The following is a 19,931-nucleotide window of genomic DNA, read 5'->3' as shown; positions in this document are numbered from 1 at the left end:
CGCGGGAGTATAGCCCCCGGCTCGGCCGTCTGCGCCCCCCGAGCCGAGGGGGCACACCACTTCCCGACAGAGCGGCATACGGGTTTTTTTATTCCCGACGTTCGGCGCGCACCACGAAGGATAGTCATCTGGCTTGGCGTTTGCGCCTTATTTCGCGTGCGTTCTGTCGTGACCAAAACACGGAGTTGAAATGCAAAACAATGCAAGATTGCGGCGCAAGCCGAACATCTCGATCTCGAAGACCGACCATACCCGCCTTTCGGCGCTCGCCGAGGCCGTGGCGGAGCGCAGCCCGGAGATTTCCGAGGAACTGCTGGCGGAGTTGGATCGCGCGCGCGTGGTGGCCGACAATGCGGTCGCAGACAAGGTCGTGCGCATGGGTTCGACCGTCCGCTTCAAGCCCGATACGGGCGAGGAAAAGACCGTCACGCTGGTGTTTCCCGGCGAAGCCGATATCGCCCAGGGCAAGATCTCGATCCTGACGCCGATCGGCACAGCGCTGCTCGGCCTTTCCGCCGGACAATCGATGAACTGGACCTCCCGCGACGGCCGCCGTCACGAATTGGCGGTTCTGGACGTGACCATCGCCACGCCGGCGGAGACACGGGAACAGGCATGAAGGGCGGCCGTCGGCGTCTTCTCAATCATGCGGGCAGCCTGATCGCAGGAGGCTGACCCCTGCGTCCGGCGGCGGTCGGGCTCAGGGGCAAGCCATCCAGCACCAGACCAACGCGTGAAGCCGGGTCCCGGCGCCGGGCCGGCAGGGAGACATGCCCATGTCCGATATCGAAACCTTCCACCTGACCACCAAGGACTTCACCGTTCTGGAAGTGATGCTGGAGCGTGTGACCGGCCGCGACGAGACGATGAGGGTCATCCTCCAGCGCAAGATCTCCAATGCAATCGTCACGTTCCGCGAGGACATTGCCCCCCATGTCGCGACCCTGAGCAGCCGGGTGGCGTATCGCGTCGACGGCGGACCGGAGGAGATTCGCGTCATCGCGCATGACGACATGCGCGGCCTCGTCGGCACGATCCTGCCGATCACCAATCCGCGCGGGCTTGCCCTGCTCGGCCTTTCAGAGGGCCAATCCATGGAAATCACCCGGGCGGACGGCGGCCGGGAAACGCTGACCCTGCAGCAGGTGCTCTACCAGCCGGAGGCATCGCAGAAGCAATCGGAACGAGGCGGCCGCGCCGACGGGCAGGCATCCGGCGGGGAGGCTTCCGCCCAAATCCTGCGCCCGCGCGGGCCATTCCTGCGCGTGGTGCACAGTTCCGACGATTTGCCGCCGAAGCCCTCGCACAAAACCGCGGTGCCGGCGTCCGACAACGGCTTCGACGATCCGGGCCCTTCGGCGGCATAGCTGCACGCGTCGCTCCCCGCCCGGCAGAGCCGGCGGGCAGCCTGCCTCATCCGACGACCGTCTTGAGGCCCTGCAGCGCATCCTGCACGTCGGCCCTGCCTTCCCCCGCTTCCGCATAGACCGCATAAGCCGGATAGGTGAATTCGGGCGCGCCCGCCACGAGTTCCAGTTGCCCGGCCGCAATGTGCGGGGCCACGGCGCCCTTGCGGAAATAGCCCATGCCGCCGGCCCGCAGGATGTAGCTCAAGCCCAGCGGACCCAGGCCGACCATGAGGCCCGGAGCGCCGAAAGCCGTTGCGCTGGCTCCGTGCTGGGCGGCAAACATCGGCCCCCAATCGACATAGACGTAGTCGGGGGCGGTTTCCGGCTCGCCCGGCTTGGCGGGTGTCCTGACCATGACGAGCTGCTCTTCCTCCAGCAATTCCACCCGGAAGCCGGGCAGAAGTTTCGGCGCGTAGAGCACCGCAATGTCCAGAACGCCGGTCCGCAGCCTCTCGATGAGCTGGTCCGGCACGCCGACATGGGCATGGATGGCGATCTCCGGCTTCGACTTGCGCATCCATACAAGCCAGTCGAGCAGCAGGGGATTCCACAGGCTCAATTCGCCGCCCAGCGCCACCACGCTGGTCTGTCCGGACGGGATGGCAAGCTGGTGGCGGGCCCTTTCCCATATCTGCACGAAAGACTGGGCAAAGCGCTCGAACTCCCGCCCCGCCGGCGTGAGCTGGGCGCCGTTGCGGTTGCGGATGAAGAGTTGGCGGCCCAGTTCCTCCTCCAACGTGCGAATGCGCGCGCTGACGGTGGTCTGGGTGACGTGGAGCCGGTCCGCGGCGTTGAGGAAGCTGCCGGAATGAACGATTTCGAGAAATGTCCGCGCCCGGTCGATATCCATTGCAGAGCTCCCAATGCCAAAATTCAATGCAAGAATATTGCATTGATACTGCATTTAATTCCGTTTGCCTTCTCTTTTCAACCGGCGCAGCCTGCCTTGTGAGAGAGCCCGTTCCGGCATGGCGCACAGGACGGGCTGCCTGCCCGAGGACCATCATGTCCATTGCCGACGATACGACGCCCGAACCGGGCGAATACGCATCTCCCCCCTGCTTCATGCATGAACTGACGCCGAACTTTCAGCCGCAGCCGGTGCGCGACGCATGGACCGACGTCTGCCGCTGGCGCAAGGCCGAGCGCACGCGCCTGCTCGCCGAGCGCCTGGCGGTCGACGCCGAGGAGCGGAAGAACAGGTCCGACCGCATCGCGGCTGCGCTCGACCGCACCATGGGCAAGGTCAGCGGCCGCATCATCAGCGCCTACTGGCCGTTCCGCGGCGAGCCGGACCTGCGCAACTGGATGATAAAGGTGATCGAGCGCGGCGGGCGGATCGCCCTACCGGTCGTCATCAAGAAGGGGTGGCCGTTGGAGTTCCGCATCTGGTCGCCGGGAGATCCGTTGGAGCGCGGGGTCTGGAACATCCTCGTTCCCGCTCACGGGCCCTCGGTCCAGCCGAGCCTTGTCATCGCACCTCTGGTCGGTTTCGACGGGGCCAACTACCGGCTGGGCTATGGCGGCGGATTCTTCGACCGGACGCTGGCCGCCATGCGCAGGAAACCGTTCGTGATTGGCGCCGGCTATTCGAACGCCGCGATTCGTACTATCTATCCGCAGGCCCATGACATTGCCATGGACGCCATCGTTACGGACGAATGATCACGAACCACGAAAAGAATGCAGGTCGGGGCCGGTTCCCCGCTTGTGACGACACGTAGCAGATCGCCGTCCACCCGTGAGACCGCTCCGCCCGCCACCATCAAGGAGGCAGGTGAAAGATCATGACGGATACAGCAGCGGCACTCCCGGCCGATCACAGGCCGACTTTCCTTTCCCGATGGGTCTTCACGACCAATCACAAGGACATCGGAACACTCTATCTGTGCTTTTCCATGCTCGCCGGCATCTTCGGCACCGGCCTGTCGGTTGCCATCCGCATGGAATTGCAGGAGCCGGGCCTGCAGTTCTTCACCGATCCCACGACCTACAACATGGTCGTCAGCAGCCACGGGCTGGTGATGATCTTCTTCGTTCTCATGCCGGCGCTCATAGGCGGCTTCGGCAACTGGTTCGTGCCGATCATGATCGGCGCGCCGGACATGGCCTTCCCGCGCATGAACAATGTGTCGTTCTGGCTGCTGGTGGCCTCGTTCCTCCTGTTCATCATTTCGCTGTTCGTGCCGGGCGCACCTGGCGCCTACGGCCATGCGGGCGGCTGGACGCTGTATCCGCCCTATTCGACCATCGGGCAGCCAGGTCCGGCGGTCGACCTCGTCATCCTGTCGATCCACGTTGCGGGCGCCTCCTCGATCCTCGGCGCCATCAACTTCATCACCACCATACTGAACATGCGCGCGCCGGGCATGACGATGCACAAGATGCCGCTGTTCGCCTGGTCCATGCTGGTCACGGCCTTCATGCTGCTGTTCGCGTTGCCGGTTCTGGCGGGCGCCATCACCATGCTGCTCACAGACCGCAATTTCGGTACGTCGTTCTTCGCCCCTGAGAACGGCGGCGATCCGGTGCTCTTCCAGCACCTGTTCTGGTTTTTCGGCCATCCCGAGGTCTACATCATGATCCTGCCGGGCTTCGGCATCGTCAGCCACGTCATCTCCACTTTTTCCAAGAAGCCCATCTTCGGCTATCTGGGCATGGCCTATGCCATGGTGGCCATTGCCGTCATCGGCTTCGTGGTGTGGGCGCACCATATGTTCACGGTCGGCCTGTCGCTCGACACGCAGCGCTATTTCGCCTTTGCTTCCATGGTCATTGCCGTGCCGACAGGCGTCAAAGTGTTCTCCTGGCTGGCCACGATGTGGGGCGGCTCGATCGAGTTCAAGACGCCGATGCTGTGGGCGACCGGCTTCGTGCTGCTGTTCACCATCGGCGGCGTCACCGGCGTGCAACTGGCCAATCCCGGTCTCGACCGCATGTACCAGGACACCTATTACGTCGTGGCCCACTTCCACTATGTGCTGTCGCTGGGAGCGGCCTTCGCCATCTTCGCCGGCTTCTACTACTGGTTTCCCAAGATGACCGGCTACATGTACAGCGAGACATTGGGCAAGATTCACTTCTGGCTGATGTTCGTGGGCGTCAACCTGGTGTTCTTCCCGCAGCATTTCCTGGGCCTGGCCGGCATGCCCCGCCGCTATGCCGACTATCCCGATGCCTTCAAGGACTGGAACTTCATCTCGTCGATCGGTTCCTACATATCTGCCTTCGGGCTGGTGGTGTTCTTCGTCATGATCGCAGAAGCCTTCGCCAGGAAACGCATAGCGTCCGACAATCCCTGGGGCGTCGGCGCCACGACCCTGGAATGGACGCTATCGTCGCCCCCGCCCTACCACCAGTTCTCCGAGCTTCCGCGCATTCGCTGAAAAAGGGAGGGGTTGCCGGCAGGCGAGAAGAATGGGTCGAAACGGAGCGGCGCAGGCTGGCCGCTCCGGCATGGAGGCCGGAATGAATGAAACCGCCGAGATGGGGAGCCAGATCCCCGCGATTGTGCTGTTTGCCTTGTGGTGGGGGCTTTTGATGATGCTGAACATCCTGTTTCCGCACATCGGCACCGACAAGCCGGCCCCGGCCGACGGTCCCGGCAAGGATGCAGCCGCCAGGCGCCCCGTTTCCGGCACGGCCTGCCAGGCTGTCAGGGACGCCGACCCCGCCTTCGACGAAGCCGATTTCCTGCGCGGCGCGTCCAACGCCTATGAGGCTATCCTGCGCGCCTATGCCGAGGAGGACCGCACGGCCCTTGCGCCGCTCCTCTCGGCGGACGTGCTGGGGGCCTTCGAAGCGGCAATGGCAGAACGCAGGGAGCGCCGCGAGAAGCTGTACCTAACCTTCGTGTGCCTGAAGGAAGCCCGCATCGTCACCGGCGACGTGAATGAAGGGCGGCTCGAAATCAGCGTCCGCTTCATTGCCGAGGTCGTCAGCGCGATCCGGTCCACGGCCCCGGAACCCGATGACGGCGAAATCGTGCGGAACGACACGATGCGGATGGTGGAAACCGGCGACCTTTGGACTTTTGCACGCGATCCGAGCTTGCGGGACCGCAACTGGCAGCTGATCGCCACCGACGAAGCGGCCTGACCGGAGAGGCAGGGCCATGCTCCGCCCATGACCGCGGCAGCCTATCCGGATGTCTCGATAAGCCGCATGAATTCGTTCTCGGCAGCGGTGGCATAGCGGTCTTTGTGCCGCAGCATGAGGAAGCGGCGACGTGGCAGCGGATAGTCCACGGCCGCCAGCGTGCCGGCAGCCAGCGCGCGTGCCACCACCAGCTTGGAGATGACGGTGACGCCGCCGCCCGCCTCTACGGCCGAGCGCACGGCCTCGTTGGAGGGCAGAACCAGGCTCGTGCGCATTTCGGACCAGTCGATGCTTTCCTCGCGCAGCATTGCCGCGAGAATCGAGCGCGTTCCCGAACCCGGCTCGCGCAATATCCAATCGGCCGACCTGAGGTCCAGCTTGTCGCCGGCCCTGTGGCGGCTCCACGGATGGTTTGCCGGCACCACCAGAACCATTTCGTCTTCAGCGACAGTCATTGCCGAAAGGCGCGGCTCTTCCACCTCGCCTTCGACGAAGCCGAGATTGGCCTCGCCCTCGCGCACCAGCGCGGCCACGGTCTCGGTGTTGCCCATGACCAGCGACACCGACATGCCCGGATAGGCGGCGCGGAAAGCGTGGATGAATTTCGGCAGCCAGTAGTTCCCCACGGTCTGGCTCGCGGCGAGGCCAAGGGAGCCGACCTTCAGGCCGGCAAGATCGGCGAGCACCAGTTCGGCGGAGGCCGCACGCGCCAGCACCGCCTTGGCCTCGACCAGGAACAGGCGGCCCGCGTCGGTCAGCGCGATACGGCGGCCGACGCGGTCGAAGAGCTTGGTCGCATAGCGCGCTTCGAGGGCCGCGACCGCCGCGCTGGTTGCGGACTGGGTCAGGTTAAGGTCGCGGGCGGCGCGCGTCACATGCTCACGTTCGGCGACGGCAACGAATATCCGCAACTGCTCCAGCGTCATCCGGCTTCCTTTACGCGGCCAGTTTCACAAGCACCAGGCTGAAGCAAGCGATAAAGACAAACGCCGAAAGCGCAACCATCAAGGGGCGCAGGCCACGCGAGCGGATCGCCGACACGTTGGTCTGCAGGCCCATGGCGGCCAGGCCAACAGTGAGCATGAAGGTGGTGGCCAGCACGATGGCCTGCTTGGCCTCGGCCGGGATCGTCACGACGCTGTTGATCGCCACGGCACCGATGAAGGCGACCACGAACCACGGCATCGGCGGCTTGGCGGCCGATTCGCCCTTGCGGCCGCGGGCAGCCAGGATGCCCAGCGTGATCACCACCGGCGCCAGCAGCGTGACGCGCGCCAGCTTGGCAATGGTGGCCACCTCTCCGGCCTGGGGGCCGACCTGGAAGCTTGCGCCGATCACCTGAGCGATCTCGTGGATCGACGAGCCCGACCACAGGCCGTATGCGTGCTGGTCAAGCGCGAGGAGGGGCGCGACCAGCGGATAGCCGAGCATGGCGATCGTGCCGAACACGGTCACCGCGGCGACCGCATAGGCGACATCCTCGTCGCGGGCGGCGGTCACGGCGTTGGTGGCCACCACCGCCGACGCGCCGCAGATCGAGGTTCCGGCGGCGATCAGTTCGGTCAGTTTGCGATCCACGCCCAAGGCGCGCCCAACCCATATCGTGAAGCAGAAGGTCGCGACAAGCGTGATCACCACGACGCTGACGCCGCCCATGCCGATGGAGGCGACCTGAGTCGCCGTCAACTGAAAGCCGAGAAGAACGATGGCGTAGCGCAGTACCTTGCGCTGGCAAAAGGCGATGCCGGGCTTGGCATGAGCCGGCGCGCCGACAAGATTGGCCACCACCATGCCGACGAGGACCGCCAGGATCATCGGGCTGAAGATGCCGAGCCCCGGCAGGTTGCGGAAAGAATACGCCGCGGAGGCCACGATGACAGCGAGCACCAGACCGGCCCACACGGTCGTCTTGCCCGTGCCGATCCCGGCATTCGGCGCTGAAGCGCTCTTATGGGTGACGTTGTGCCGTGCGTCGGCGGCAGGCGAAATCGAGGACATGCGATACTCCAATGCTGGCTGGCACTGGAATTGCATTCTCCCGATCGATAATCCAACGCATTGTACGTGTGGGAATGTTCGCTTTTTCCGAACGGTTTTGCCCGGACCCACGCTGTGGCCGCAGATCGCGGCGGCGATCGACCGCCCCGCGCGCTCAGCCCACCCAGCGCTCGTAGTCGGATACGAGCAGATGGAGCGGCGGGACATCCTCCTCGATCTCGGAAAAACGCCCGATCGGCTCCCGGAAGATGTTGTCGGTCAGATCGTCGTTGACCGTGGACACCTCGCCGATCAGCACGTCCTTGCCCTCCCCCCAGAAGGCATGCCAGACGCCGGGAAACAATGTCACGCTCTCGCCCGGATCGAGCTTCAGAAGTCCGCCCGGGGGAAGCTTGCGGACGGTGCCGTCGACCGGCACGGAAACCTCGGCCTTCGGGTTGACGCCGCCATCCCGGTCCGACATGAACAATTCGAGCACCAGCTTGCCGCCGCCGCGATTGATGATGTCTTCCGTCTTGATGGCGTGGCGATGCATCGGCGAGAGCTGGTCCTTGCGCGAGATCATGATCTTCTCGGCATAGAGCATGCCCGCGCCCTTCCTCATGTCTTCCAGACGGCCGTTGCGCACGGTGAACAGGAACAGGCCGAATTCGTCGAACCTGCCCTGCCCGTAATCGGTGATGTCCCAGCCCAGGCGCGCGTCGAAGATGCCGCGAGAGCTTTCGCTGCGCGCTTTCATCTCCTCCGGCGTCCAGTAGGCGAAAGGCGGCATGATGTAGCCGAAGGAGCGGATGAAGGCGTCGGCGTCACGGATGATGTCGTTGACCCTGGAGCGTTTCATCTTGGCATCCTGTCAGGCTTCGGCGCGGCGGGCAGCCATACGGCGCATGGCCGCCACGCGCCGGCGGCGGATTTCGGTGCGCATCGCTATGAGATGCAGGGCGAAGAACAGAACGGTGAAGCCGACCGCCATCACCATCAGCGGCCTGAGCAGGCTGGGATCGATGGTCGGTCCATCCATCCGGAACACGGAAGCCGGCTGGTGAAGCGTGTTCCACCATTCGACCGAGAATTTGATGATCGGGACGTTGACGAAGCCCACGAGCGTCATGATCGCCGCCGCCCACGCGGAGCGGCCGGGATCGTCGAGCGCCCGCGTCAGCGCGATGATGCCCAGATACATCAGGAAGAGCACGAAAACGGAGGTGAGCCGGGCGTCCCATACCCACCAGGTGCCCCACATGGGCTTGCCCCAGATGGAGCCGGTGATCAGCGACAGCGCGGTGAAGACCGCGCCGATCGGCGCCGCGGACTTCAGCGCCACGTCGGCCAGCGGATGGCGCCAGACCAGCGTGCCCAGCGCGGAAACCGCCATCAGGGAGTAACACATCATGGCGAGCCAGGCGAACGGCACGTGGATATACATGATGCGGACCGTGCTGCCCTGCTGGTAGTCTTCCGGCGCAGCAAAGCTCATGTACAGGCCGACGGCCAGGAGCATGGCCGCCAGCGCGGCAAGCCAGGGCACCAGCCGGTCGGCCAGCGCAATGAAGCGTGTGGGATTGGCTATATCGGCCCACAATGACGGGCGCGCACTCGTATCGCTCATGCACCGATACATAGACCGGAGCGGCCCTGCCGGCAATCGGCGCACAGGGAAGTTGTTGCCGCAGGCGCGCGGCAGCGGCGAGGATCAGGCCGCCTCGTCCTGCACGGAAAGGCGAGCCAGGCGCCGCACCTCCTCGTCGTTGAGCAGGCCGCCGGCCCGCAGAAGGGCGGCGAAGCGTCCGTTGCGAAGCGAAAGCTCGGAGAAGCCGCCCATCTCGACCACCCTGCCCTTGTCCATGAACACCACCAGATCGGCGTCGCGCACGGTCGTCAGGCGGTGGGCGATGATGAAGGTGGTGCGGCTGCGGCGCAGGTCGTCGATAGCCTCCTTGACGCGCCCCTCGGTCTCTACGTCGAGCGCGCTGGTGGCTTCGTCCAGGACGAGGATCGGCGCATTCTTCAGCACCGCGCGGGCGATGGCGATGCGCTGGCGCTCGCCGCCGGAAAGCTGGCCGCCGCGCTCGCCCACCACGGTGTCGTAACCGCCGCTCTTCGATCGGATGAAATCCTCGGCCACCGCCGCTTCGGCCGCGGCATGGACGTCCTCGTAAGTGGCGTCGGCACGGCCGAGGCGGATGTTGTCCTCGATCGAGCGGTTGAGCAGGCCGGCATCCTGGAACACGGTGGCGATGGAATGGCGCAGAGAGGCGCGCGTCACCGAGCGCGTGTCGATGCCGTCGATCAGGATATGGCCGCGTTCGGGGACATAAACGCCCTGCAGCAGGTTGATGAGCGTGGTCTTGCCTGCGCCGGTCGGGCCGACGATCGCCACCGTCTGCCCCGCCTGGACCTCGAAGGAGACGTCGTCCACCCCCTGCCCCGAATTGGGGAACTCGAAACCGACATTCTCGAAGCGGACGTGGCCGCTCACGGGGCCAAGGTCGCGCAACCCCTCGGGCTCGGCTTCCTCGACCGCCGAATCCTCCAACTGGTAGAAGTCCTCCAGCTTGGCACGCGCTTCCGAAATCTGGTTGACGAAGGCCGACACCTGGTCGAGCCGGGCGATCAGCAATGTGGCGAAGCCGGTGAAGGCGATGACGTCGCCGATCCGCAATTCGCCATGCGTGACGAGGAAGGCGCCGATCATCAGCACCACCATCATGGAGATGGTCGACGACAGCCGATGCAGCGCATTCGCCAGCGCCCACCAGTCCAGCACAGGATACTGGGCGTTCAGGAGTTCGTGGACGTGGCGCTTGAGCGTCTCGGTCTCGTGGACGACACGGTTGTAGCTTTGCAGCACGGCGACGTTGCTCACCGAATCCGTCACATGCGCGAATACGGTGTGATAGTGCCGCTCCACGCTGGCCTGCCCGTCCTTGGTGCGGCGCATGACGAGCCGGCCGATGGCGAAATAAAGCACGCCAAGCACCAGAAGCACGATCGACATGCGCAGATCCATGGTCAGTGCCGTCGGCACCAGCAGCATCAGCGCCACGGCAGTGGACAGATGCTGCCGCATGAATTCCAGCCATAGCGAGAAAAGCGATTCCACCGCTCTCAGCAGCGTGTGCAGCGAATTGGACGTGCCGCGCTCGTGGTGCCAGGCGAGCGGCATGGCGATGACCCGCTCGAACGACGCACAAAGCACCTCGCAGCGCAGCTTGTGGGCGAAGCGGTCGGCGCTGCGCGCCACCAGCACGAAGGCGACGACATTGAATGCGCCCAGCCCGGCCCACATGGCCAGCGGCGGGACGGCATCCGTGCGGTTGGAAATGGCGTCGATGACGCGGCCGAACATGATCGGCTCTAGGATAGCAACGGCAGCCAGCGTTACGTTGGCGGCGCAGATGAATGCCACGCGCTTCTTGTCGGCCGCAAGATAGCCAAGCGCTCTCCAATAGATTTGCAGAAGGGACACCCGGCTACTCCGCGAAACTATCTGTTGCGAACCGCTTCAAACGCGGGAAACACCTATAGTCACAGGGCACGCAAAACAATGCTTGCGGGCCGCTTCAGTTCCGATTCCGCGAACAAAAGATGGCAACCGCTCGAAATCTGTCGTGATCGCTTAACGAGTTGAGATAAAAGGTGAAATGCCAGCCATGCGGCAAAATTGCGGCAGCACTGGGCGACTGCCGCAATTTTAATCAGCGCTTGGTCTGCACCTTGCCGGAGACGGCCGGTATCCGCACAATCACATCAAGTTTCGTGCCGCTCGCGGCCTCGAATGAAGACCCTTTCATCTTGGCTCCGTTCACTTCGAGCGAAGCGGTCTTGATGTTCCTGGCACGCACCACGCGGATGTCGCACTCGGCGCCCGCCAGCCGCAGGCGGGCGGTGTAGCCATCCCAGTTCGAGGGAAGCCGGGGGTTGATCTCGATGCGTTTGCCATGCCTTTCAATGCCGAGAATGCCCTCCACCGCGGCGCGATAGAGCCAGCCGGCGGAACCCGTGTACCATGTCCAGCCGCCGCGGCCGTTCTTGCCTTCGCCGGCGTAGATGTCGGCGGCGACCACATAGGGCTCGACGCGATAGTGCTCGGCGGCGGCCTCATCCGCCGCATGGGTGACCGGATTGAGCATCGAAAGGCATCGATAGGCCTCGTCGGTCCACCCCATCTCGGCCAGAGCGATCACGAACCATGTCGCGGCGTGGGTGTATTGGCCGCCGTTTTCGCGCACGCCCGGCGGATAGCTCTTGATATAGCCCGGGTCCTTGTCCGTCTTGGAGAAGGGCGGCGTGAACAGCTTCACGATCCTGGCGTCGTCGTCGACCAGCATCTCCACCGCCTTTTCCATCGCGGTACGGGACCGAACCGGATCGCCTTCGCCCGAAAGCACGCTCCAGGACTGGGCAATGGAGTCGATCTTGCATTCCGCGGAACTGTGCGAACCCAGCGCCGTGCCGTCGTCATAGCTGCCGCGGCGATACCACTCGCCGTCCCAGGCCGTGGCTTCGAGAGCAAGCTTGAGTGCCGAAGCATGCTTTTCCCATGCCTGCTCGCGCTTGGCGTCGCCCTCGGCCTTCGCCACCGCGCCGAAATCGGCCAGTGTGCGCAGGAGGAACCAGCCCAGCCAGACGCTCTCGCCCTTGCCCTTCTCGCCGACGCGGTTCATGCCGTCGTTCCAGTCGCCGCCGAGGATCAGCGGCAGGCCGGCCGGACTGCTGCGCTTGATGGCGAGGTCGAGAGCGCGTGCGCAATGGTCGTAGAGCGAGGCGGTCTTCTTCGACGGCTCCGGCGTGAAGAAGGCATCGTGCTCGCCCTCCGCCAATGCCTGCCCGTCGATGAAGGGAAGCTTTTCCTTCAGGATCGACTTGTCGCCGGTCACCGACACGTAGCGCGCCGTGGCATGGGCCAGCCACACCACATCGTCGGAGATCATGGTGCGCACGCCCGCGCCGGTGCGCGGCAGCCACCAGTGCTGCACGTCGCCCTCGGGGAACTGGCGCGCGGCGGCGTTGAGGATCTGCGCGCGCGCCAGGGCCGGATCGTGCCCCAGCAGCGCCAGCGTGTCCTGCAACTGGTCGCGGAAGCCGAATGCGCCGCTGGCCTGATAGAAAGCGGAACGGGCGCGAATGCGGCAGGCCAGTGCCTGATAGGGCAGCCAATGATTGACCATGACGTTCAGCGCATTGTCCGGCGTCTCGACCTGCAGCGTATCGAGGAAGCCGCGCCAGTCGCGCTCATTGTCGGCCAGGCGTTGATCGAAGTCTTTGTCGCGATGGGCCTGAATCAAGGCGGACGCTTCCTGGGCCGATCCGGCATCGCCCAGAATCCACAGCAGCGTGACGTCGCCGCCGGCCGGGATTTCGACGTCGCGGGCAAGCGCTGCGCATGGGTCGTCTCCGGCTTCGATGCGGCCGGAAAGTGCCGCTCCGGACAGAACCGCCTGTGGCGCCCGGCTTGTGCCGTGGCGACCGAGGAACTCCATCCGGTCGGCAGTGAAGGAGTCCGGCTCGCGGTCGGACGCCAGGAACGCCACCCTTTCACCGAAATCGAGCCCGTAGGGGTTCTGGGCGAACAGGGCGCCCGTGGCCGCATCGCGTGAGGAAACCACGGTGGCGGCGGTGCGTGAACGATGGCTGCCCAGCACCCATTCGGCATAGGCGTAGATGCGCAAGCGCACCGTAGCCCCGCCGCTATTCTGGATGCGAAGCCGGGCGATGCGCACCGGATCGGCCGGGTCGACCACGTAGGTGAGGTCCATCGACAAGGCTCCGCGCCTGGTGCGGAATGTGGAGAACCCCTGCCCGTGCCAGGTCTCGTAGACCATGGCGGGGTCGCGCACGGTCGCTGCCAGGGGCGAGAATGCCGCGCCCGTATCGAGGTCGTGGATATAGATGCCCTCGCCCGGCCGGTCGCTGACCGGATCGTTCGACCAGGGCGTGATCTGGTAGTCGCGGCTGTTGCGGCTCCAAGTGAAGGCCGCCCCTTCTGCGGACACGTGGAAGCCGAAGGCGGAATTGGCGATGACGTTGATCCAGGGCTGCGGCGTGACCCGGTCGCCGGCGAGGCGCGTCACGTAGTGGCGGCCGTCTCCTTCGAAGCCGCCGAAGCCGTTCCAATGGCTGAGCCCTTCGCCCCCGTCCGGCAAGGTCTGCGTCGCGGCGGCGGTTGCCTGCCCCCGCGCGGAATTTTCCCGCAAAAGCAGGGCGCCACCCGGGTGGGCCGCATCGCGCGCCAGCAGCGCTGCCGACTCGGCCCGCTCGACCTGGTCGAAGACCGTGCCGTTGCGCGTGTGCAGAACGACGCGGGCGGACGCGAGCAGCGTCTTGTAGGTCGGCTCGTCCATCAGATCGCGCCGCACCGCGAAGATGTGCTGGCGTGGCCCCAGTTCCGTGCCGCGCAGCCGGGCGTTCTCGCACAGCGCCTCGATCGCCTGCTGCAGATCCTGGACATAGGAGGACGCCTGCTCGTTGACGATGACGAGATCGGCCATCATGCCGCGTGCGCGCATATATTCCTGAAAGCGCAGCGCCTGCGCCACGATCTCGATATCGGCGATGTCGCCGATGCGCACGGCAAAGATCGGGTAGTCGCCGGAAATGGAGGTAGGCCACAGGCTGGACTGCTTGCCCAGCCCAGAGGCGATCACGTCTGAAGGCACGCGCAGGAAAGGATCCGGATAGATCAGGTAGCGCGCCAGCTTCTGCACATTCGCCGCGTCGGTGAGGCTGAGGCCCAGATGGCGGTTCTGCACCTGCGAGCGGGTCCAGGCCAGCATGGCCTGCCGCGCGAAGCTTTCCGCATGGTCGAGCCTCGACACCGCTTCCTCCAGTTCGGCACGGTTCGAGCCGACCATGGTCCAGAAGGTCAGGGAAATCTTCTTGTTGGCCGGCACGCGCACGCGCCGGCGCAGCGCCGCGACCGGGTCGAGGGTGAAGCCGGAATGGCCGCCGAGCCGGGCGCCGCCGTCGAAGGCGGCCGCGTCGGCGATGGTGCGCCCGCGCCCGATGAAGGCGCGGCGGTCGGTCTCGGCTTCGGTGTCGCGCGATTGCGCGGAAGGGTCGGTGACGAAATGCACCGCCGCTATGTCGGGATCGCTGGCCTCGCGCTTTCGGCGAGTGGCGTAGATGGCGCCGTTCTGCGGGGCGATTTCCGTCTCGACGAACATCTTGGAAAAGGCCGGATGCGCGTTGTCTGCGGCTTCGGAGCCGAGAACCAGTTCGGCAAACGACGTGACCTCGATGTGGCGGTCGACCGGGCCGTTGTTGTAGAGGGTGACGCGCCGGCCCTCGCCATTGCCTTCCGACACGACGATGCACTCGACCTCGGAGCGCAGGGTTCCCACGGTCTTGATGAAACTCGCCTTGTCGTCGGAGAACAGGGCCTGCGCGATCTCGTTCGGCACGCTCTTCGGCTCGACAGTCGCCGACCACCAGTCGCCGGTCTCGACGTCGCGCAGGAAGATGTAGGAGCCCAGCCGGTCTTCCGTCGGATCGGGCTGCCAGCGGTTGACGGCGATGTCGCCGCAGCGCGAATAGCCGGAGCCCGTCGCCGTCACCATCACCGAATAGCGGCCGTTGGACATGAGGTTGGTGGCGCGCAGCGCCCATGCCGGATCGAGGATGACGCGCGTGTCCGGGCTCTGCACTTCCGTGTCGTCCTTGGACGATCGCTCCTCCGCCTCGGTGCGCACCGTATCGGCGGGAATTTCGCGCGGCGCCTTTTCCTGCAGCAGCAATTCGGCCGACTCGATGACGGGATCGCTGTGGAAGCGGTCGCGCATGCGCCCTTCGAACACGGCGTCGGCGATTGCGGCGATCGACATGCCGGAGTGATGCGCGAAATAGTTCTGCACGACGGCACAGCGCGCGCCCTCGGGCACGCGCTGCGGCGTGAAGTCGACCGCATCGTAATAGCCATGGCGGCCGAGCGCGCCGATCTCATCGAGACGCTTGAGGTTCTCGACCGCTTCGCGCGGCGTGAACTGCGCGGCGAGGATGGTCGCGTAGGGCGCGATCACCGTGTTCTGGCCCAGCCCCCTCTTGAGGCCAAGTCCGGGCACGCCGAAGTTGGTGTATTGATAGTTCATTTCCCGGTCGCGGGCATTGTAGGCGGCTTCCGAGATGCCCCATGGCACGTTCTTCTCGCGCCCGTACTGGATCTGGCGCTTGATGATGAGCTTGCTGGTCTGGTTGAGCAGGCTGCCCTGCGGTTCCTTCATGACGAGCGGCGGCATCAGATATTCGAACATCGAGCCGGACCACGACATCAGAGCGCCGCGGAAGCCGATCTCCACGATCGGTCGGCCGAGCTTGAACCAGTGCTCGGTGGGCAGGTCGCCCTTGGCGATGGCAAAAAGGCTCGTCAGCCGCGCCTCGGAGGCCAGCAGGTCGTAGCAGGCCTCGTCGAGCTGGTGTTCCTCGGCACGGTAGCCGATGGAAAGCAGCTTGCGCTCCTGCCGCATCAGGAAGGAGAAATCCATCTCGAAGGCGAAGCGGCGCGCCCGTTCGCGCAGTTCCATGAGCTTTGCGCGCAGTGCCTCGACCGTCTTGTCGTCGCTGTGGGCATCCCTGACATGGGCCTCGCAGGTCGCTTCAAGCCGGGCGGCCCAATCGGTGAGCACGTCGCTATGGTAGGAATCCGCCTCGGTATGTATCGCGGCGGCGAGCTTGCGGATCTCGCCCGCCAGCACGGCAAGGTTGATGGTCCGGATGGAAGCCATCTCCGGCTGTGCCTTGATGGTGCGCACGGCCCTGCGCATGCCGTCCAGCCGGTCGGCGAGCCGCTGGCGCAGGGGGCGGAGCTGGCGCCGGTCGTCCGGCAGTTCATCCAGGCTCTCGTCCAGGATCGCCACAGCGTCGAGAATACCCTCGAAATCGCCCTGGAGGTGAACGGAGGGTGCCTCGGCCCATTCGGCGCAGGCGGCGGCCATCGCCACGAGATGGCCGGCCAGATTGCCGCTGTCGACCGCGGAAATATAGAGCGGATAGAGGGGCTTGAGCGTCCTGGTATCATACCAGTTGTAAAGGTGGCCGCTGCTGCGCGGCATGTTCTCCATGGTCGAGACGGTCGCCTCGATACGGGAAACCGCATCCGAGAGGCTGATCCAGCCGAAGTCGCGCGCCGACACCACCGACAGCAGATAGACGCCGATGTTGGTGGGCGAGGTGCGGCCGGCCACGATCGGAGCCGGGCTTTCCTGGAAATTGTCCGGCGGCAGGTGGTGATGCTCTTCGGTGACGAAGCTTTCGAAATAGTGCCAGGTGCGGCGCGCCACGATGCGCAGGGCATGCATATCGCGCGGCAGCAGGTGCAGCCTGTCCTCCGTCTCGGCCGAGCGGCTGATGAGCCAGGCGAAGGCCGGCGAGCCGACCCAGAACAGCGCGAAGAAGAAGGCGACGAAGGCGCCCGTGGAATCGGCGAGCACGGGGATGGCGAGACCGACGAGACCGATGACCACCGCTCCGAACATGAGGCTGTAGTAGTAGCCCAGCCCGTCGCCGGCCCCCTTGTGCGCCTGCGATGCGGTGCGCCATTCCAGCAGGTTCATGCGCGAGACAAACAGCCGGTAGAGCGTGCGGCCAATGGCGTCTGCCATCATCCAGGCCAGATGCGCCATCAGCACGATCTTGAGCACCACCATGGCCGTGCCGAAGGCGACGTCGCGGGCAAGCGCCGAGAAATGGCCGCGCGGCGTGGAATCGCGGCTCTTCGGCAGCAGCGAATTGACGATGTCGAAGGTCGGCGCCATGAACAGGGTCAGGATGAGAAGCGCCTGCCATTGCGCGGCCTGGGTGAAGGGCAGCAGCGTCCAGCCGGCGATGGCGGCCATGACCCAGAAGATGGGCGTGAGCGAGCGGCGCAGATTGTCCACCATCTTCCAGCGCGACAGCGCCGGCACGCCCGAGCGCGGGTCGAGGATGAAGTTGAGCAATTGCCAGTCGCCGCGCGCCCAGCGGTGATGGCGCGAGGCGTCCACCGAGTAGCGCGTGGGGTAGTCCTCAACCAGCTCGACATCGGTAATGAGCGCCGAGCGGCCCAGCGCGCCTTCCAGCAGATCGTGGCTGAGAACGGTGTTTTCCTCGATTCGATCCTTGAGCGCCGTCTCGAACGCATCGATATGGTACAGCCCCTTGCCGGTGAAGGAGCCGTCGCCGAACACGTCCTGATAAAGGTCCGACACTGCGAAGACGTAAGGGTCCAGGCCGCGATTGGCGGAAAACACGCGCTGGAAGAACGACGCCTCGTCGCCGGTCGTCAGCGAAGGAGTGATGCGCGGCTGCAGGATGGTGTATCCGGACGTCACCGCGTGCCGGGCAGAATCGATGTGCGGCCTGTTCAGCGGGTGGCTGAGCTTGCCGATCAGCTTGGACACCGCGCCGCGCGTGGTGCGCGTGTCGGCATCGAGCGTCATCACATAGGTCACGTTCTGCGGCAGCGGCACATCCAGCGGCAGGAAGGTGGTGTCGCTGTCGCCGCGCAGCAGCAGGTTCAGCTCGTGCAGCTTGCCGCGCTTGCGCTCCCACCCCATCCAGCAGCCCTGCGCGGCGTTGTAGAGCCTGCGCCGATGCAGCAGATGGAAGCGCGGAATCCCTTCCGCAGGATAGCGGGCGTTCAGGCGTTCGACCTGGGAGCGGGCAAACTCCAGGATCTCGGTATCCGTCGCGTCCAGTTCGTCCTTGCTGTCCGGCCAGTCGGAAAGCAGGGCGAAATAGAGTTCGTCCGACATGTTGGCGAGGTGGTGGACCTCGATGTTGCGGATGTTCTCCTCGACGTCGTCGCGCGAGCCGATCAGCGAAGGCACCACCACCAGAGTGCGCGCCTCGGCCGGCACGCCGTCCTTGTATTCGTAGCCGATCAGCCGGGTCGGTTTCAGGAACAGCAGCACCACGGTGTGGAAGAAGGCGAGCGCGCCCTCGCTGGCCGGCACTGAAAACAGCACCAGCATCAGGGTGATCGCCGCAGGCGAAAGCCCCAGCACCAGCAGTGCCGCCCCGGTGACCCATAACAGCAGCACCGTCAGCGCGAAGACCGGCACGACGATGCCCAGCCATCCGCTCTGCCGGAACGAGCGCTTGAAGCGCTCCGCCAGGCTCGGGCGATAACCGATCTCGCGTTCCAGTTCCGGGCGGCGGGGACCGACCACGAAGAAGCCGACATCGATAGCCGCCTCGGGCTCGGCGGCGTTGCGCGCACAGCCGGCCAGTTCGGTCGCCTTTTCCGCAACATGATATTCGGATTTATCGGAGCGGCGGGCGAGTTGCTCGATCTCGCGCCGGTACTGGTCGCGCGAGGCGAAGTCGAGCGCGCTGAAATTGGTGCGTTCGCGCAGCAAGGCATCGATGCGGCTGACGTCCTCGAACCAGACCGTCCAGTCGATGTCGTTGATGAGGCGCAGGCCCCGGATGATGTTGCCGGTGGTCACGTTGCCGCTGGACAGCGTCTGGTGCTCGGCGATGATGATTTCCTCGGCATCGGTGCCGGATTGCTCAAGCTCCGCCTCCAGCCACTCCAGCGCCCGGCCGGAATTCTGCGAGCCGTCACGCAGGCGGTAGAGCAGTTGCGTGGCGAAGGTGGTGTCGCGGGCATGCGCGGCATATCCCGACAGGATCGACTGACGCCCGCCGGTGTCGTCGGCGGCCAGCACGCGGTCGGCGACCTCGTTGGCGATCATGCGCATGTCGCGCGACCGGCTCACCCTCACCGCCAGCCTGCGCAGGTTTTCCACGAGCACGAAACGCAGCAGCGAAGGCAGCGCCCAGATCTCGCCGATCCTCATCGGCTCGATCGACTGGAATCCCTCCACGATGGCCTTGAACATCTGCGCCGAGACGGAGCTGTCGGTGTGCGCCACATAGGCCCAGGCCAGCGCCAGCGCGCGCGGCACGCTGGTGCCGTCGGCGAGTTGCAAGGTGGGAAGCTGCCGGTAGAAGCGGCGCGGCAGGTCGCGCTTGATCTGATAGATGGTCTCCTCGACCAGATAATTGTTGTCGAGCAGCCATTGCGCGGCCGGCGTGATCGTCTCGCCACGGCCCTGGGCCGCGTTGGTCAGCCGGTAGACCTCCAGGATCTTCTTGGCGTTTTCGCGGATGCGGGCCTGGAAATCGAACGGCAGCAGCCCCGCAAGCTCATTCACGTCGCCTCGCGCGAGGCTTTCACCAAGGCTGCGGAGCCGGTCTTCCGCCAGGAATTGCGAACGAATGGGCTCTTCCGGGGCGGCCGGAGCGTTCGCGCCAATCTGTTCGATCTGCGCGGGGCTGGTCTGTATGTTCATCGATCGATCCATGCGGCGGGGACGATCCGCGGCAGAGCCCCGGGTCGCATTCCCGTAACCGATTTAAACGTGATTGGTTGCATAGCAACGGCAGTCGAATGAGATCGGCGATCCATACCGACAGACAATAGCAGGCGTTGCCCCCCCGACAACT

General features: G+C 65.1%; 12 protein-coding genes. 5 read left to right on the top strand and 7 right to left on the bottom strand.

Annotation, left to right across the window (positions count from 1 at the left end; genetic code table 11):
• Positions 1-190 precede the first annotated feature (190 nt).
• Both rnk and ACTDI4_RS12155 read left to right on the top strand, forming a co-directional pair.
• A complete protein-coding gene (gene rnk, locus ACTDI4_RS12160; RefSeq protein WP_442841392.1) occupies positions 191-619 on the top strand; it encodes a nucleoside diphosphate kinase regulator in 429 nt (142 codons plus the stop codon).
• A gap of 157 nt (positions 620-776) precedes the next feature.
• The gene (locus ACTDI4_RS12155) at positions 777-1,367 is read left to right on the top strand and encodes a nucleoside-diphosphate kinase (RefSeq protein ID WP_442841391.1); all 591 of its coding nucleotides are present in this window, start codon (positions 777-779) and stop codon (positions 1,365-1,367) included.
• 46 nt (positions 1,368-1,413) lie between these two features.
• On the opposite strand, the gene ACTDI4_RS12150 is transcribed toward ACTDI4_RS12155, so the two are convergent.
• The gene (locus tag ACTDI4_RS12150) at positions 1,414-2,259 is read right to left on the bottom strand and encodes a LysR family transcriptional regulator (protein ID WP_442841390.1); all 846 of its coding nucleotides are present in this window, start codon (positions 2,257-2,259) and stop codon (positions 1,414-1,416) included.
• 155 nt (positions 2,260-2,414) lie between these two features.
• On the opposite strand from ACTDI4_RS12150, the gene ACTDI4_RS12145 reads away from it, so the two are divergent.
• The 3 genes from ACTDI4_RS12145 to ACTDI4_RS12135 all read left to right on the top strand — a co-directional run bounded on the left by ACTDI4_RS12145 (position 2,415) and on the right by ACTDI4_RS12135 (position 5,507).
• Positions 2,415-3,074: a 5-formyltetrahydrofolate cyclo-ligase gene (locus tag ACTDI4_RS12145; protein ID WP_442841389.1), complete on the top strand. Its 660-nt coding sequence runs from the start codon at positions 2,415-2,417 to the stop codon at positions 3,072-3,074.
• Positions 3,075-3,196: 122 nt separating this feature from the next.
• Positions 3,197-4,795: a cytochrome c oxidase subunit I gene (gene ctaD / locus ACTDI4_RS12140; protein WP_442841388.1), complete on the top strand. Its 1,599-nt coding sequence runs from the start codon at positions 3,197-3,199 to the stop codon at positions 4,793-4,795.
• A gap of 82 nt (positions 4,796-4,877) precedes the next feature.
• On the top strand, positions 4,878-5,507 hold the full coding sequence (locus ACTDI4_RS12135; protein ID WP_442841387.1) for a Tim44/TimA family putative adaptor protein: 630 nt from the start codon (positions 4,878-4,880) through the stop codon (positions 5,505-5,507).
• 41 nt (positions 5,508-5,548) lie between these two features.
• On the opposite strand, the gene ACTDI4_RS12130 is transcribed toward ACTDI4_RS12135, so the two are convergent.
• From ACTDI4_RS12130 to ACTDI4_RS12105, 6 genes are all read right to left on the bottom strand, one after another.
• Positions 5,549-6,433, bottom strand: a complete 885-nt coding sequence (locus ACTDI4_RS12130; protein WP_442841386.1) for a LysR family transcriptional regulator — start codon at positions 6,431-6,433, stop codon at positions 5,549-5,551.
• A gap of 10 nt (positions 6,434-6,443) precedes the next feature.
• Positions 6,444-7,505, bottom strand: a complete 1,062-nt coding sequence (locus ACTDI4_RS12125; RefSeq protein WP_442841385.1) for a YeiH family protein — start codon at positions 7,503-7,505, stop codon at positions 6,444-6,446.
• 154 nt (positions 7,506-7,659) lie between these two features.
• Positions 7,660-8,346, bottom strand: coding sequence for a D-lyxose/D-mannose family sugar isomerase (locus ACTDI4_RS12120; RefSeq protein WP_442841384.1), 687 nt, complete (start codon positions 8,344-8,346; stop codon positions 7,660-7,662).
• 12 nt (positions 8,347-8,358) lie between these two features.
• Positions 8,359-9,114, bottom strand: coding sequence for a heme ABC transporter permease (locus ACTDI4_RS12115; protein ID WP_442841383.1), 756 nt, complete (start codon positions 9,112-9,114; stop codon positions 8,359-8,361).
• Between the two features lie 84 nt (positions 9,115-9,198).
• Positions 9,199-10,974 carry a glucan ABC transporter ATP-binding protein/ permease gene (locus ACTDI4_RS12110; RefSeq protein ID WP_442841382.1) on the bottom strand — a complete coding sequence of 592 codons (1,776 nt, stop codon included), beginning with the start codon at positions 10,972-10,974 and terminating at the stop codon, positions 9,199-9,201.
• Positions 10,975-11,203: 229 nt separating this feature from the next.
• A complete protein-coding gene (locus ACTDI4_RS12105; RefSeq protein WP_442841381.1) occupies positions 11,204-19,777 on the bottom strand; it encodes a GH36-type glycosyl hydrolase domain-containing protein in 8,574 nt (2,857 codons plus the stop codon).
• Between the last annotated feature and the right edge of the window lie 154 nt (positions 19,778-19,931).

It is taken from the genome of Mesorhizobium sp. PUT5, assembly GCF_052216645.1.
In the GTDB taxonomy this organism is placed as follows: domain Bacteria; phylum Pseudomonadota; class Alphaproteobacteria; order Rhizobiales; family Rhizobiaceae; genus Mesorhizobium.
The sequence above is the reverse complement of the archived record's forward strand: the minus strand, read 5'-3'. Positions and strand labels throughout refer to the sequence as shown.